Below are 13659 nucleotides of genomic sequence, written 5' to 3' on the forward strand. Positions count from 1 at the left end.
TAGGCGTGCGGCGGCACGGTGCGAATCACGAGCCCGTGCGCGGGCTAGAGCGCCGGCACGCCCTGGACGGCGGCTCGGGCCAGGGTCCAGTCCTCGAGGATGGCGGCCACGGCGTCGCGGGCGGCTACCAGGGCCGGGCGGATCTCGCAGGTCTCCACGTCGGGGCAGGTGGCGCAGGGACGGTAGGCGGTCTTGGATGCGCAGGGCGCCAACGCCAGCGGCCCGTCGAGGGCCCGGATCACGTCGGCGAAGCTGATCTCCCCCGGCTCGCGCGCCAGCACATAGCCGCCCGTCCGCCCGCGCGAGCTCGCCAGCACGTGGCTGCGCTTCAGGTCGAGCAGAATGGCTTCCAGGAACTTGCGCGGCGCCTGCGCGCCGTCGGCGATCTCGCCGATCGAGACCGGCGCCCCGCCGTGCCGCCGGGCCAGGTAGGTCAGGGCGTGCAGGGCGTAGCGCGCGCGCTGGGAGAGCATGCTCCCTTGATTAGCCGCTGACTCAGGCGGCGTACACCTGCGGCCGGATCGGCTGGATGCGCAGCGACAGCCCGGCCGCGACGCCCGGCGGCATGGTGGGCCCATGGGCCTGCAGCTCCACCAACTGGCCCTCGATCATGCAGTCGATGCGCACGTCGGGACCGCGCGTCACCACCGAGCGCACCTCGGCCGCCAGGCCCGCGCCGTTCGGCGGGGCGAAGGCCACCTCGTCCGGGCGGAAGAACACCTGCACGTCGCCCTGCGGCGCGCCGGCCGGCGCCTTGGTCTCCCAGTCGGCTACCAGCAGCCGGTCCTTCTCGACCCGCCCGGACATGCGCACCGCCGCGCCCAGGAAGTCGAAGACGAAGGGGTTCGCCGGCTTCTCGTAGACCTCGTTGGGCTTGCCGAGCTGGCAGAGCTCGCCGTCCTTCAGGATCGCCACCCGGTCGGCGAGGTCGAGGGCCTCTTCCTGGTCGTGGGTGACGAAGACGGTGGTCACGCCGGTCCGCTCGTGCAGGTCGCGCAGCCAGCGGCGCAGCTCGCGCCGCACCTGGGCGTCCAGCGCGCCGAACGGCTCGTCCAGCAGCAGCATCTTCGGCTCGATGGCCAGCGCACGCGCCAGCGCCACCCGCTGCCGCTGGCCGCCGGAGAGCTGGGTCGGGAACCGCTTGTCCAGGCCCTCCAGCTGCACGAGGCTGAGCAGCTCGCGCACCCGCTCGGCGATCTGCGCCTTCGACGGCCGCTCCGACCGCGGCCGCACCGTCAGCCCGAACGCGATGTTCTGCGCGACGGTCATGTGGCGGAACAGGGCGTAGTGCTGGAACACCATGCCGACGCCGCGCTTGCGCACCGGCAGGGCCAGGAAGTTCTCGCCGCCGAACCGCACCTCGCCCGCGTCCGGCGCCTCGAGGCCCGCCAGGATACGCAGCAGGGTGGTCTTGCCCGAGCCCGACGGGCCGAGCAGCGCCAGGAATTCCTTGTCCCTGGCCTGGAGCGAGACGTTGTTCAGCGCCGGAAAGCGGCCGAACGACTTCGAGATCCCGCTGATCTCCAGCGCGAGGGCGTCGTCAGTGGCGGCGGCTGGCTGCGAGTTCACCGGAGTGGCGCCATTCGAGCGCTGTCTTGAGGATGAGGGTGACGAGGCCGAGGCCCGCCAGGACGGCCGCGGCGGAGAAAGCGCCGACGGATTCATAGTCATTGTAGAGCACCTCGACGTGCAGCGGCAGGGTGTTGGTCGCGCCGCGGATGTGGCCGGAGACCACCGAGACCGCGCCGAATTCACCCATGGCTCGCGCGTTGCAGAGCAGGATGCCGTAGAGCAGCGCCCAGCGGATGTTGGGGAGGGTCACCTTCCAGAAGGTCGTGAGCCCGCTGGCGCCCAGCGTGAGCGCCGCGGCCTCCTCGTCGGCGGACTGGTCCTGCATCAGCGGGATCAGCTCGCGGGCCACGAACGGGAAGGTCACCAGGATCGTCGCCAGCACCAGGCCGGGCAGGGCGAAGATGATCTTCAGGTCGTGCTCGATCAGCCAGTCGCCGAAGAGGCCCTGGGCGCCGAACAGCAGCACCCACACCAGGCCCGACACCACAGGCGAGATCGAGAACGGCAGGTCGATGAGGGTCAGCAGCACGCTCTTGCCGCGGAACTCGAACCTGGCGATGCACCAGGCCGCCGCCACGCCGAAGACGGCGTTCAGCGGCACGGAGATCGCCGCGACGATCAAGGTCAGCCGGATGGCGGCCTGCGCGTCCGGCTCCTTCAGCGCCTCGACCACCGCGCGCCAGCCGTCGTCGAACGCCTCCTGGAAGACGACGATCAGCGGCAGCACCACCAGCGCGGTCATGGCCGTCGCCGACAGCAGCAGAAGCAGGGGCGCGATGCCCGGCAGGTGCACGCGGAAGGCCGAGCCCGACGAGGTGCTCATCGGCGCCCCCGGCCGGCGAGGAAGATCTGGGTGGCGTTGATCACCACCAGCGCGCCGAACGCGATCAGCACCATGGCCAGGCCGATGGCCGCCGCGCCGGCGTAGTCGTACTGCTCCAGCTTGATGACGATCAGCAGCGGCGCGATCTCGGTCTTCAGCGGCATGTTGCCGGCGATGAAGATCACCGATCCGTACTCGCCGACCGCACGCGCGAAGGCCAGGGTCACGCCGCTGATCAATGCCGGCAACAGGGTCGGCAGCACCACGAAGGCGACACGCTGGAACGAGGTCGCCCCCAGGGTCTGGGCGGCCTCCTCCACCTCCCGGTCGAGGTCCTGCAGCACCGGCTGCAGGGAGCGGACCACGAACGGCAGGCCGATGAAGACGAGCGCGATGAAGATGCCGAGCGGTGAGTAGGCGGTCTTGATCCCCACCTGCGCCGCCAGCGCCCCCAGCGGCCCGTTGGGCGCATAGAGGGTGGTGAGCGCGATGCCGGCCACGGCGGTCGGCAGGGCGAACGGCAGGTCGACCAAGGCGTCGAGGATCCGGCGGCCGGGAAACTCGTAGCGCACCAGCGTCCAGGCGATCAGCAGGCCCAGCGGCGCGTTCACCAGCGCGGCCAGCGCCGAGAGCCCGAAGCTGAGCCGCAGCGCCGCCACGACCCTGGGCTCAGTCAGCGTCTTGATCACCCCGTCGAGCCCGATCTCCCAGGGCCGCAGCGCGAGCGCCGCCAGCGGGATCAGCACGATCAGGCTGAGGTAGACCATCACGAAGCCGAACGAGAGCCAGAACCCCGGCAGGATGGAGGGCTCCACGAAACGCGTCCGCCGCGGCCGTACGGCCGGCAGCGGTCGGATCACCGGAGCTGCGTAGAAGCGCTCTTCCATGTCAGCCGGGCTTGTAGACCTGGTCGAACACCCCGCCGTCGGCGAAGTGCGTGGCCTGCGCCCGCTTCCAGCCGTCGAACGGGCGGTCGACGCTGACCATCGGGATCTGCTTCAGCTGAGGGCTGAACTGCGCCAGCGCCTGGGCGTCGCGCGGCCGGTAGTGGTGCTTGCCGATGATCTGCTGCGCCGGCGGCGTGTAGAGGAACTCCAGATAGGCCTGGGCCACCTGGCGCGTCCCCTTGCGGTCGACGTTCTTGTCGATCAGCGCCACCGGCGGCTCCGCCAGGATCGAGCCCGACGGGTAGACGATGTCGAAGTTCGGCCCGAACTCGTCGAGCGTCAGGAACGCCTCGTTTTCCCACGACAGCAGCACGTCGCCGATGCCGCGTTGCGCGAAGGTGGTGGTCGATCCCCGCGCGCCGGTGTCGAGCACGGGCACGTTGCGGTAGAGCCTGGTGATGTAGTCGCGCGCCGCTGCGTCGCCGCCCTGCGTCAGGCCGTAGGCGTAGGCCGCCAGGTACGACCACCGCGCGCCGCCCGAGGTCTTCGGGTTCGAGGCGATCACCTGGACGCCGGGCCTCACCAGGTCCGGCCAGTCGCGGATCGCCTTGGGGTTGCCCTTGCGCACCAGGAACACGATCGTCGAGGTGTAGGGCGAGGAGTTGCTGGCCAGCCGGCTCTGCCAGTTCTCTGGCAGCAGCTTGGCGCGCGCGGCGATCTCGTCGATGTCGGCGGCTAGGGCCAGGGTGACGACGTCGGCCTGCAGCCCGTCGATCACCGCGCGGGCCTGCTTGCCGGAGCCGCCGTGGCTCTGCTCGATCTGGACGGTCTGGCCGGTCCGCTGCTTCCACTCGGCGGCGAAGGCGGCGTTGATCTCCTTGTAGAGCTCGCGGGTCGGGTCGTAGCTGACGTTGAGCAGCTTCACGGTCCCCCCCGCGCCGGCCGCCTTCTTCTCGCCCGAGCAGGCGGTCACGAGGCTGGCGGCGCCCACCGCGAGCAAGGTCCGGCGGTCGAACGTCGGGCTCATCGGGATGATCCTTCAGGCGGTTGCGGGGGACGCTGGGACAGGCGGCGAGCGGCCACGACCCTAGAACGCCGTCGCGCCGCTCCGGTAGCCCCAAAGGATTGCAAGCCGCTCTAGTTTTTCTATCGGCCTGATAGGAATTCAGGCCGGCTTGTAGATCTGGTCGAACACCCCGCCGTCGGCGAAGTGGGTCGCCTGCGCCTTGCGCCAGCCGCCGAAGGTGTTGTCGATGGTCACCAGCGGGATCTGCTTGAACTGCGCCCCGTACTTGGCCAGCGCCTGCGGGTTGCGCGGCCGGAAGTGGTGCTTGCCGATGATGTCCTGGGCCAGCGGGCTGTAGAGGAAGTTCAGGTAGCCCTCGGCCAGCGTCCGCGTCTTGTGGCGGTCGACGTTCCTGTCCACCAGCGCCACTGGCGGCTCCGCCAGGATCGAGCTCGACGGATAGACGATGTCGAAGTTCGGCCCGAACTCCTCGATGGTCAGGTGCGCCTCGTTCTCCCACGACAGCAGCACGTCGCCGATCCGCCGCTGGGCGAAGGTCGTGGTCGAACCCCGCGCGCCGGTGTCGAGCACGGGCACGTTCCGGAACAGCCGGGCCACGTAGTCCCGCGCCGCCCGATCGCCGCCGCTCTTCAGGCCGTAGTTGTAGGCCGCCAGATAGGCCCAGCGCGCGCCGCCCGAGGTCTTCGGGTTCGGCGTCACCACGCCCACGCCCGGCTTGATCAGGTCAGGCCAGTCCCGGATCTTCCACGGGTTGCCCTTGCGGACCAGGAACACGATCGTCGAGGTGTAGGGCGTCGAGTTGTTCGGCAGGCGCGACTGCCAGTTGGCCGGCAACAGCTTGGCGCGAGCCGCGATCTCGTCGATGTCGGCCGCCAGGGCCAGGGTCACCACGTCGGCCTGCAGCCCGTCGATCACCGAGCGCGCCTGCTTGCCGGAGCCGCCGTGGCTCTGCTTCACGTCGATGCTCTGGCCGGTCTTCTCCTTCCAGTAGCGCGCGTACGCGGCGTTGATCTCCTTGTAGAGCTCCCGCGTGGGGTCGTAGCTCACGTTGAGGAGCGTCAGCGGCTTGGTCTCGGCGAACGCCGGTCCGCCCAGCAGCGGGGCAGCGCCGAGGGCTGCGCCGCCGGCGATCAGGCCGCGGCGGGAGATGTCCGTCATGGTCTTGGGTCCTAGGTGGGGGAGGGGATCAGAAGGCGTACTGGGTGCGCAGCGACCAGATGTTCAGCTCCTGGCCGATCTGGGCGCCCGCGGGCGGGGTCAGCGCGCCGGCGCCGAAGGCCGTGCCGCCGGGCGACAGCCGGTCCACCTCCACGTGCTGGAAGTCGGCCAGGAAGCGCACGGTGTTGTTCGGGTACCAGTTGAGGCCGACGCTGATGATCCTCTGCTCACCGCCGCGGATGGATGACGGCGAGGGCAGGGCGGTCCCGGCCGGGCCGGCGCGGTAGTTCAGGTCGAGGGTCGAGTAGCGCGCCGCCAGCTCCCAGACGCCCCAGCTGTTGGCCTTCAGGTCAAAGGGCTTCTCCACCCGGGGCGTGTCGAACCCGCCGCTCGTGGCGTTGTAGCGCCGAGGCTGCCCGGTGAGCGTCCAGGCGCCCTGCACGTACCAGCCCGAGAAGTCCGGGTCGGCGAGCGCGCCGGTGCGCCGCTCCACGTCGATCCAGAAGTACTCGCCCGCGAGGCTCAGCTGCTTGAACTGCCAGCCCGCCTCGGCGCCCAGGGCGGTGACCCCGTCGGCGTCGATGCTGCCCGTGTCCACCAGGCGGGTGGGGTCGACGCGGTTCTCCGGCCGCTCGCGCAGGCGCACCGTCGTCGCCGCGCCGCCGCTCGCCGGCACGTCCGGACCCGTGGCGGCCGGATTGATGATCAGGTTGGCGCTGGCGCCGACATGCGTGGTCCAGCCGTCGCCGCGGAACGGCACATAGGTCAGCCGCCCCACGAAGCCGAGCTGCTCGTCGTAGGTCTGGGTCCCGATCAGGTTGCCCGTCACCGCCGCCAGCGCGGTCCACCGCTCGCCGTTGGCCATCGCGGCGGCCGCGGTGCGCCCGTCGCCGCCGGCGAAGCCGCGGACCAGCTCGGCCACCGCGGGCCGTTCCAGGAACAGCATGGCGGTGTTGGAGGTCGCGTCCTCCAGTCCTGTCGTCGGCGGGAAGGCGCCCACCCGGAAGCGGAACGGCGCCAGCCCGGCGTACTCGATGAAGGCGTTGTTGATCCGGCCGGCCTCTTCGGTCCCGGAGCCGCCGAAGTCGAACTGCAGTCCGTAGTTCCAGTCTTTGAAGAACTTGCCTTCGACGCCCAGCCGCGCGCGGCGGAAGTTGAAGCCGTCGGAGAGGTCGCGGGCCCGATCGGCCTCGGTCGCGTCGCCCAGCGAGCCCCTGCGGAAGTCGGACGCCAGCGGCCCCGGCCTGTCTTGGTCGTAATGCGCGCCGTCCAGCTGGAACACGGTGCGGAAGGCGGCGGTGAACTGTCCGTCCGCGCTGGCGATGGTCGGCCGCCCGTTGGCGACCGACACGCTCGTGGCGCTCACCTGCTCGCGGATCGCCTGGTCGCCGGAGGCCACCTGCGCCTTCAGGTCGGAAATCTGGGCCTCCAGCTCGTTGTTGCGCTGTTCGAGCGCGTCCAGCCGGGCGGAGAGCGCCAGGGCCTGTTCCTGGCTGATCCCGCTCGGCTGCGCGGACGCCGTGACCACCGCCTGCGCGTGCGCCAACCCGCTCGCGCTTAGGACCGCCAGGGAGGATGCGGCGGCGAGCAGAAGGGTCTTGGTGCGGGGCATGTGGGGTCTCCAGTCCGTGGCCGCAGGCATAGCTTTAATTCCTACCAATCCGATAGGAGTAATCTTGCAGCTGCTGTCAGGAATTCTGCGGCCGCGTTCGCGCCGCTGATAGCGCGCGTCGGCCTCGGCGGCCGTTCAACAGGCCGTGGTCACGCCACTGTCACAAGGCGGAGTCTAGAGCTTGAGGCCAAAGCGCGGACCTATCCAAGTCATGGCTACGTAAAGCGCCACCGTGAGCCCGCAGCCCGCGAGCAGCGCCGGCCAGAAGGGCACGCCGCGCCGCAGAAGGGCGGGGACCAGCAGGAACATCGGCAGCGACGGCAGCACGTACCAGAAGGTGGCCTCGGCGTGAGCGGCGAGCCGCGGCGCCTCCGCCGTGTCCCGCCAGAGCCAGATCATGCCCAGGATCGACACCAGCGGCAGCGAGGCGATCAGCGCGCCGAACCCGGGGCTGCGCTTGGCGACCTCCGAGACGATGGCGATGATCACGCCCGAGATCAGGGCCTTGGCGATCAGGTAGCCCACCGGGCGCCTCCAGGTCTGCACCCGTCCCTCTGGCGTACGCCTGCGCCCTGGATCAAGTCCGCCGTCGTCCGGTCAGACAAACCCGACAACGTAAAGAGCGACGCCGGCCGCTGCGCAGCCCAGCAGCAGCGGGATCACCCCCACCTTGAACCGGAACGCCGCGATGGCCGCCACCAGGGTCAGCAGCAGGCTCGCCCAGTTCACGCTCGTCAGGACCGGGATGTCGAGCGCCAGCGGACCGGCCCGCACCTCGCGCACGTCGGCGAACAGCACGTGCAGGCCGAACCACAGGGCGAGGTTGAGGATCACCCCCGCCACCGCCGCGGTGATGGCGCCCAGCGCCGCGTTCAGCGCCCTCGCGCCCCGCAGCGCCTCCACGAACGGCGCGCCGAGGAAGATCCAGAGGAAGCACGGTGCGAAGGTCACCCAGCTCGTGAGGACGCCGCCCAGCACCCCGGCCGCCAGCGGGTTCAAGCCGGTGGCTGCGCGGTACGCGGCCATGAAGCCCACGAACTGGGTGACCATGATCAGCGGCCCCGGCGTGGTCTCCGCCATGCCCAGCCCGTCCAGCATCTCTCCGGGCTTGAGCCAGCCGTAGGTCTCGACCGCCTCCTGAGCGACATAGGCCAGCACCGCGTAGGCGCCGCCGAAGGTCACCACCGCCATCTTCGAGAAAAAGACCGCGATCTCCGAGAACACGTTGGTCCAGCCCAGCAGGAGGCCCAGCGCCAGCACGGGGACCATCCACAGCGCCAAGAGCACGCCGCCGATGGACAGCGCCCAGCGCAGGTTCGGCCGCGCGTGGTCGGGCGTGCCTTCGCCCAGCAGGGTGTCCGCGTCGGCGACCTCCCGGCCCACCTTCGGCCCGTGGCCGCCACCCGGCGCGAAGGCCGCGAGGCCCGCGCGGCCGCCGACGTAGCCGATCACGCCGGCCGCCAGGATGATGGTGGGGAAGGGCACGTCGAAGGCGTAGAGCGCCACGAAGGCCGCCGCCGCCAAGCCGATCATCACCGGGTTCTTGAGCGAGCGGCCGCCGACCCGGATCACCGCCTGCACGACCACCACGAGGACGGCGGCCTTGAGGCCAAAGAACAGCGCCGCTACCGGCCCCAGCGTGCCGTAGAGCGCGTATAGGATGCTCAGGCCCATGATGGCGAGGAAGCCCGGCAGCACGAACAGCAGGCCGGCGAGGAGCCCACCGATCGTACGGTTCATCAGCCAGCCGATGTAGATGGCGAGCTGCTGCGCCTCGGGCCCCGGCAGCAGCATGCAGTAGTTTAGCGCGTGCAGGAACCGGCGCTCGCCGAGCCAGCGCTTCTCCTCCACGAGGATGCGGTGCATCACCGCGATCTGGCCCGCGGGCCCGCCGAAGCTGAGCGCCGCCACGCGCGCCCACGTCTTCACGGCTTCGGCCAACGGCACGGACGGCGCCGGTCCAGGGGCAGGGGCTACAGACATACGCGCTCCGGGCCAGCGGAGGGCCAAAGTAGCCAGCCGCTATCGACGGCTCAACGCGCCTCTAGGGTTCTGCGCACCGCCGTGATCTCTGAGGAGAGGCCTTCGAGCTTCAGGTCGAACTCCACCCGGTCGCCGTTCTTCACCGCGGCGATGATCTGCGGCGAGGCCTTGAAGGCCATGCGCATGGCTGGCCAGCCGATCTCCGGCATCGGGCCATGCTGCAGGGTGACCGTGCCGTTCGGCGGATCGATGCCGACGACGGTGCCGACGCCGGTCGCGGTCGTCGGAACCGCGGCTTCCGCCGGGGCGGGGTCGGGCTCGCTTCCGGTGCAGCCCGAGAGACCGGCCACCACAGCGGCCGCCAGCAGGACGCGTCTCGTCGACATGGCGAAGACCCTAGCCTGCGCCTCTTAATGTCGGGTTCTCAGGCGACGACCGTCTCGTCGTTGGCGGCCTTGCGCCGGTGCTGCAGCTTGCGCCGCCGGTCCTGCAGCACGGTGAACAGCCGCTCGCGCTGGTGCTCGGCCGCGGCGATGGTGCGCGAGTTCTGGATCTCCAGGTCCCGGCCGGCCTCGCAGACCAGCTTCTCCATGGCCTGGGGATCGATCCGCCACAGGAGGTCGATCAGGTCCGAGACCAGCAGCTCGAGCGTCGCCACGCGCGCCACCAGGTCGCGTCGGCTGTTCGGGAGGTCCTCTGACATGCTCGCCTCGGGCGTGGGAACGGTTACTGTGCGGGGATTTTTCCCAACACCTCTTAAGGTTTCATGTCGCAACCGATGGTTAGTGGTTAACCGATGGTCACCGACCCGCCCCGCGAGCGGCCGACGGCCCGAGTCCTGCTGATCGACGACCACGACAGGATCCTCCTCATGAAGGGCCGCCTGCCCAGCCGCCGCGACGGCCCGGGCGCCTGGTTCACCGTGGGCGGAGGCCTGGAGCCCGGCGAGGGGGTTCGGGAGGCCGCCGCCCGCGAGATCCTCGAGGAGACCGGCATCGCCGACTTCGACGTCGGCCCGCTGGTCGCCGTCCGCGAGGGCGTCATGCTGCTGGCGGACGACGAGCCGGTGCTGATGAAGGAGAGCTACCTCGTCGCCCGCTGTCCCGGCGGCGAGCCCGTCCGCCACGGCTGGCAGCCGGACGAGCACGACCTCATCGACGACATCCGCTGGTGGACCCACGCCGAATTGGCCGCCACGGATGAACGGGTCTTCCCGCCGGGCCTGGCAGACCTCATGGGCGATGTGATCGCCGGCCGCTTCCCCGAAGCGCCGATTGTCATAAGCTGGCGCTAGGAGACTCCGCCATGTTCCTCGCCCTGCTCGCCGCCGCCGCCATCGCCGCCGGCTGCGACCTGGAGCATCCCTCCGGCCGCCCCGGCTGCACGCGCGCCCTGGTCGACGCCCTGCCGATGAACGCCATCCAGGCGCTGGGCACCCACAACAGCTACAAGATGGCCATCGCGCCGAAGGAGATGGCTTTCTTCCGCAAGGCCCGGCCGAAGGACGCCGACACCCTCGACTATTCCCACCGCGCGCTGAAGGAACAGCTCGACGCCGGCGCCCGCCAGCTCGAGATCGACGTCCTCTACGATCCGAAGCCCGGCCTCTACGCCGATCCCCTGTTCCGCAAGCTCGTCCCCGACACGACCGCCTACGACCTCTCCCCGCTGAAGAAGCCGGGGCTGAAGGTCCTGCACGTGCAGGACATCGACTACCGCTCGGTCTGCCCTCTGTTCACCGACTGCCTGAGGGACATCCGCGCATGGTCGCTCGCCCACCGTGACCACGTGCCGATCCTGGTGATCTTCAACCTAAAGGAAGGCGGCTTGCAGACGCCCGGCACGGTGAAGGCGCCCGAGTTCGACGCCGCCGCAATGGACCAGATCGACCGCGAGATACGCTCGGTGTTCCCGGAGAGCGCGCTGATCACGCCGGACCAGGTGCAGGGGAAGCATCCCACCCTGAAGGCCGCCGTCGCCGCCGGCGGTTGGCCCACCCTGAAGGCCGCCCGCGGCCGGGTGATGTTCGCCTGCGACTGCCCGCCGGGCCAGGTCGCCCGCTACCGCGGCGGCCGCAAGACGCTGGAAGGCCGCGTGGCCTTCGTGAACGTCGATGAAGGCTCGCCGGCCGCCGCCTACATCACGCTGAACGAGCCGGTGGAGCAGGCCGACCGCATCCGGGCGGCGGTGAAGGCCGGCCTCATCGTCCGCACCCGCGCCGACGCCGACACCTGGGAGGCCCGGAAGAACGACACCGCGCGTCAGGCCGCCGCCTTCACCTCCGGCGCCCAGTACGTCTCCACCGACTACATGCAGCCCGACCCGCGGTTCGGGCCGTATCAGGCGAAGCTGCCCGGCGGCGGAGCCGCGCGGGTGTCGCCGGCGCGCTAGCTCTCCGCCTTCCAGCCGTCATGGCCGGGCTTGTTACGGCAAGCCAGAGACGCTGACGGGACGAGGTTTCGCACGGCCGCGCCGCGCCCGGCCTTCGGCCTCCATGCGTCTGGGTGGCCGCGACAAGCCCGCCATTACGATCAGGAGGGTGGCGTCTCGCCCGGCGCCGGTGCGGCCGGTGCAGCCTCCAGAGCCGGAGCTGCCGCTTCTCCCGGGGGCTCCGCGACCGCAGGACACCAGCTGGCGCGTTCGCCGCGGCAGGCTGGGCGGCGTCCGGCGCCGCCTGCGCCTGTTCGACGGCGGTCTCGTCCTTCTTCTTCCCGCCGAAAATCTTCTTCACGAAGCCCACCACGCCGCGGCCCACGCGGTTGCCGACCATGCCGGCCGCCGCGCTGCCCAGCGGGCCTCCCGCCGCGCCCGCCGTCGAGGCCAGCGCGCCGCCAACCGCGCCGCCTAGCGTCTCGGCGACCCCCGGCTGCTTCTTCTTCTCGGCCGTCTCGTCCGCCTTGGCCTCAGCCGCAGGGGGAGGCGGCGGTGCAGGATCCCCGAGCGCCGGGCCTGGAGCCGGCGGGGGCGCAGCCGGAGGCTCGACGCCCTTGCCGGGTGGCGGCGCGATATCTGGGGGAGCCGCGGCCTCGGAGGGCGCGGCAGGATCGGGCAGGGGCTGCGCCCACACAGGCGCGGGCGCGGCCAGTGCGGCCGCGAGCCCCCCGATCAGAAGCTTGCGCATGGGACGTGTCTCCTTCGGCGCTGAAGCCCTCGCGGGCTTCAAACGCCTCAGGAATTCGTCAGGTTCGGCTCAGCTTGGGCCGAGCCGGGCCAGGAGCCTTTAGCCCGTGACGCGCAGGTTGGTGGCCGACGTCTTGCCGGACCGGCGGTCCTGCTCGAGTTCGTAGTCCACCGTCTGGCCTTCGTTGAGGCCGCGCAGCCCCGCCTGTTCCACGGCGGAGATGTGCACGAACACGTCCTGGCCGCCGTCCGAAGGCTGGATGAAGCCGAAGCCCTTGGTGGGGTTGAACCACTTCACCGTGCCGGAGCCGGAGCCGGAGATCGCGCCCGCCTGCCGCGGAGCCCGCTCGCCGAAGCCGCCGCCGCCGCCGCCGCCGCGCGGGCCGCGATCGCCGAAGCCACCGCCGCCGCCGCGGCCGCCGCCGAAGCCGCCACCACCGCCGCCGCCGAAGCCGCCGCCGCCGCCGCCGCCGCCGCTGCGGGCCGGGGCCGGACCGGAGCCCGTCACCACCAGGTTGCCCGCCGACAGCTTGCCGGAGCGCCGGTCCTGTTCCATTTCGAACTGGACCTGATCGCCTTCGTTCAGGCCGCGCAGGCCTGCCTGTTCGACCGCCGAGATGTGGACGAAGACGTCAGATCCGCCGTCGTCCGGTTGAATGAAGCCAAATCCCTTAGCGGTGTTGAACCACTTGACCGTGCCGCTCGCCATTCGTCGTAACCTAACCGTAGAGAAGTCTTGCGCCGCCTAGCCGGCGCCCGGCGCCGAGAGTGGCGATCCGTGGCGGCTTTGTAGCGGGAGAAACGGCGTCAGGCGAGCCCCGCCGTGACTTGCACGCGCAATCGGCTTAATCAGCCGCCTCCCGGTTGATGTCCAAGAGAACGCGGTTCGTGAAAAGTGTTTGTATCTATTGCGGTTCTTCGAACGGAACCGACCCGGCCTTCCTGGCGGAGGCGCAGCGCGCCGGCCGCCTGATCGCCGAAGCGGGCTTAACCCTTGTCTATGGCGGGGGCCGCGTGGGCCTCATGGGCGCGGTCGCCGACGCCGCCCTGGCCGCCGGCGGCGAGGTGGTGGGCGTCATGCCTGCCGACCTCGTCAGCCAGGAGATCGGCCACACCGGGCTGACCCAGCTCCACGTGGTGAATTCCATGCACGAGCGGAAGTGGAAGATGGCCGAGCTGGCCGACGGCTTCCTCTCCCTGCCGGGCGGACCCGGCACCTTCGAGGAGGCCGTGGAGCAGTGGACCTGGGCGCTCCTGGGCTTCCACGCCAAGCCCAACGGCTTCGTCAACGTCAACGGCTACTACGAGCCCTGGCGCACCACGGTGCAGCACATGGCCGACAATGGCTTCATCGCCCAGCAGTACGTGGACATGCTGATCTTCGCCCAGTCCACCGAGGAGGCCCTGCAGCGCTTCCGCGACTACCAGGCCCCGCCGCCGAAGTGGAACCGGGCGCCGGTCGAGCAGCGCTACTAGC

General features: G+C 70.6%; 15 protein-coding genes and 1 pseudogene. 3 read left to right on the forward strand and 13 right to left on the reverse strand.

Translation table 11 applies throughout. The features are described 5' to 3' along the window. Nucleotides 1-44: 44 nt before the first annotated feature. From VIL76_RS05475 to VIL76_RS05525, 11 genes are all read right to left on the reverse strand, one after another. Nucleotides 45-473, reverse strand: a complete 429-nt coding sequence (locus tag VIL76_RS05475; RefSeq protein ID WP_332043989.1) for an Rrf2 family transcriptional regulator — start codon at nt 471-473, stop codon at nt 45-47. Between the two features lie 22 nt (nt 474-495). Next, nucleotides 496-1569, reverse strand: a complete 1074-nt coding sequence (locus tag VIL76_RS05480) for a sulfate/molybdate ABC transporter ATP-binding protein (protein WP_332043990.1) — start codon at nt 1567-1569, stop codon at nt 496-498. Next, nucleotides 1541-2395, reverse strand: coding sequence for a sulfate ABC transporter permease subunit CysW (gene cysW, locus VIL76_RS05485; protein ID WP_332043991.1), 855 nt, complete (start codon nt 2393-2395; stop codon nt 1541-1543). Before cysW ends, VIL76_RS05480 begins: the two co-directional genes overlap by 29 nt. Further along, on the reverse strand, nt 2392-3282 hold the full coding sequence (gene cysT / locus VIL76_RS05490) for a sulfate ABC transporter permease subunit CysT (protein ID WP_332043992.1): 891 nt from the start codon (nt 3280-3282) through the stop codon (nt 2392-2394). The genes cysW and cysT overlap by 4 nt, the downstream gene beginning before the upstream one ends. A 1-nt stretch (nt 3283) precedes the next feature. After that, nucleotides 3284-4309 carry a sulfate ABC transporter substrate-binding protein gene (locus VIL76_RS05495; RefSeq protein ID WP_332043993.1) on the reverse strand — a complete coding sequence of 342 codons (1026 nt, stop codon included), beginning with the start codon at nt 4307-4309 and terminating at the stop codon, nt 3284-3286. A 138-nt stretch (nt 4310-4447) separates the two neighbouring features. Beyond that, nucleotides 4448-5467, reverse strand: coding sequence for a sulfate ABC transporter substrate-binding protein (locus VIL76_RS05500; RefSeq protein WP_332043994.1), 1020 nt, complete (start codon nt 5465-5467; stop codon nt 4448-4450). A 28-nt stretch (nt 5468-5495) separates the two neighbouring features. Further along, the gene (locus VIL76_RS05505; RefSeq protein ID WP_332043995.1) at nt 5496-7079 is read right to left on the reverse strand and encodes a porin; all 1584 of its coding nucleotides are present in this window, start codon (nt 7077-7079) and stop codon (nt 5496-5498) included. A 174-nt stretch (nt 7080-7253) separates the two neighbouring features. Then, nucleotides 7254-7604 (reverse strand): DUF3147 family protein, encoded by a 351-nt coding sequence (locus VIL76_RS05510; protein WP_332044539.1) that lies wholly within the window; start codon nt 7602-7604, stop codon nt 7254-7256. A 72-nt stretch (nt 7605-7676) separates the two neighbouring features. Next, nucleotides 7677-9026 carry a chromate efflux transporter gene (chrA, locus tag VIL76_RS05515; protein ID WP_332043996.1) on the reverse strand — a complete coding sequence of 450 codons (1350 nt, stop codon included), beginning with the start codon at nt 9024-9026 and terminating at the stop codon, nt 7677-7679. An 86-nt stretch (nt 9027-9112) separates the two neighbouring features. Then, nucleotides 9113-9448: a copper-binding protein gene (locus tag VIL76_RS05520; RefSeq protein WP_332043997.1), complete on the reverse strand. Its 336-nt coding sequence runs from the start codon at nt 9446-9448 to the stop codon at nt 9113-9115. Between the two features lie 38 nt (nt 9449-9486). Further along, nucleotides 9487-9765 carry a hypothetical protein gene (locus VIL76_RS05525; RefSeq protein WP_332043998.1) on the reverse strand — a complete coding sequence of 93 codons (279 nt, stop codon included), beginning with the start codon at nt 9763-9765 and terminating at the stop codon, nt 9487-9489. A gap of 93 nt (nt 9766-9858) precedes the next feature. Here VIL76_RS05525 and VIL76_RS05530 point away from each other — a divergent pair, with 93 nt between their 5' ends. Together VIL76_RS05530 and VIL76_RS05535 are read left to right on the forward strand one after the other, a co-directional pair. Further along, nucleotides 9859-10356 carry an NUDIX hydrolase gene (locus tag VIL76_RS05530; RefSeq protein ID WP_332043999.1) on the forward strand — a complete coding sequence of 166 codons (498 nt, stop codon included), beginning with the start codon at nt 9859-9861 and terminating at the stop codon, nt 10354-10356. 11 nt (nt 10357-10367) lie between these two features. Next, the gene (locus VIL76_RS05535; RefSeq protein ID WP_332044000.1) at nt 10368-11453 is read left to right on the forward strand and encodes a phosphatidylinositol-specific phospholipase C1-like protein; all 1086 of its coding nucleotides are present in this window, start codon (nt 10368-10370) and stop codon (nt 11451-11453) included. A gap of 829 nt (nt 11454-12282) precedes the next feature. Here VIL76_RS05535 and VIL76_RS05540 read toward each other — a convergent pair. Both VIL76_RS05540 and VIL76_RS05545 read right to left on the reverse strand, forming a co-directional pair. Further along, a complete protein-coding gene (locus tag VIL76_RS05540) occupies nt 12283-12504 on the reverse strand; it encodes a cold-shock protein (RefSeq protein ID WP_332044540.1) in 222 nt (73 codons plus the stop codon). Between the two features lie 189 nt (nt 12505-12693). Next, nucleotides 12694-12891, reverse strand: a pseudogene (locus VIL76_RS05545) (cold-shock protein); the annotation flags it as partial. A gap of 179 nt (nt 12892-13070) precedes the next feature. Between VIL76_RS05545 and VIL76_RS05550 the strand changes: the two are divergent. Further along, on the forward strand, nt 13071-13658 hold the full coding sequence (locus VIL76_RS05550; RefSeq protein WP_332044001.1) for a TIGR00730 family Rossman fold protein: 588 nt from the start codon (nt 13071-13073) through the stop codon (nt 13656-13658). The last annotated feature ends 1 nt before the right edge of the window (nt 13659 follow it).

The sequence above is a fragment of the Phenylobacterium sp. genome (genome assembly GCF_036563285.1).
Lineage (GTDB): Bacteria > Pseudomonadota > Alphaproteobacteria > Caulobacterales > Caulobacteraceae > Phenylobacterium.

Excerpts from the sequence above, each read along its gene's own strand:
- VIL76_RS05500 (WP_332043994.1), bottom strand. The coding sequence starts at position 5,467 with ATGACGGACATCTCCCGCCGCGGCCTGATCGCCGGCGGCGCAGCCCTC.
- VIL76_RS05475 (WP_332043989.1), bottom strand. The coding sequence starts at position 473 with ATGCTCTCCCAGCGCGCGCGCTACGCCCTGCACGCCCTGACCTACCTG.
- cysT (WP_332043992.1), bottom strand. The coding sequence starts at position 3,282 with ATGGAAGAGCGCTTCTACGCAGCTCCGGTGATCCGACCGCTGCCGGCC.
- VIL76_RS05495 (WP_332043993.1), bottom strand. The coding sequence starts at position 4,309 with ATGAGCCCGACGTTCGACCGCCGGACCTTGCTCGCGGTGGGCGCCGCC.
- VIL76_RS05530 (WP_332043999.1), top strand. The coding sequence starts at position 9,859 with ATGGTCACCGACCCGCCCCGCGAGCGGCCGACGGCCCGAGTCCTGCTG.
- VIL76_RS05520 (WP_332043997.1), bottom strand. The coding sequence starts at position 9,448 with ATGTCGACGAGACGCGTCCTGCTGGCGGCCGCTGTGGTGGCCGGTCTC.
- cysW (WP_332043991.1), bottom strand. The coding sequence starts at position 2,395 with ATGAGCACCTCGTCGGGCTCGGCCTTCCGCGTGCACCTGCCGGGCATC.
- VIL76_RS05505 (WP_332043995.1), bottom strand. The coding sequence starts at position 7,079 with ATGCCCCGCACCAAGACCCTTCTGCTCGCCGCCGCATCCTCCCTGGCG.
- VIL76_RS05525 (WP_332043998.1), bottom strand. The coding sequence starts at position 9,765 with ATGTCAGAGGACCTCCCGAACAGCCGACGCGACCTGGTGGCGCGCGTG.
- VIL76_RS05535 (WP_332044000.1), top strand. The coding sequence starts at position 10,368 with ATGTTCCTCGCCCTGCTCGCCGCCGCCGCCATCGCCGCCGGCTGCGAC.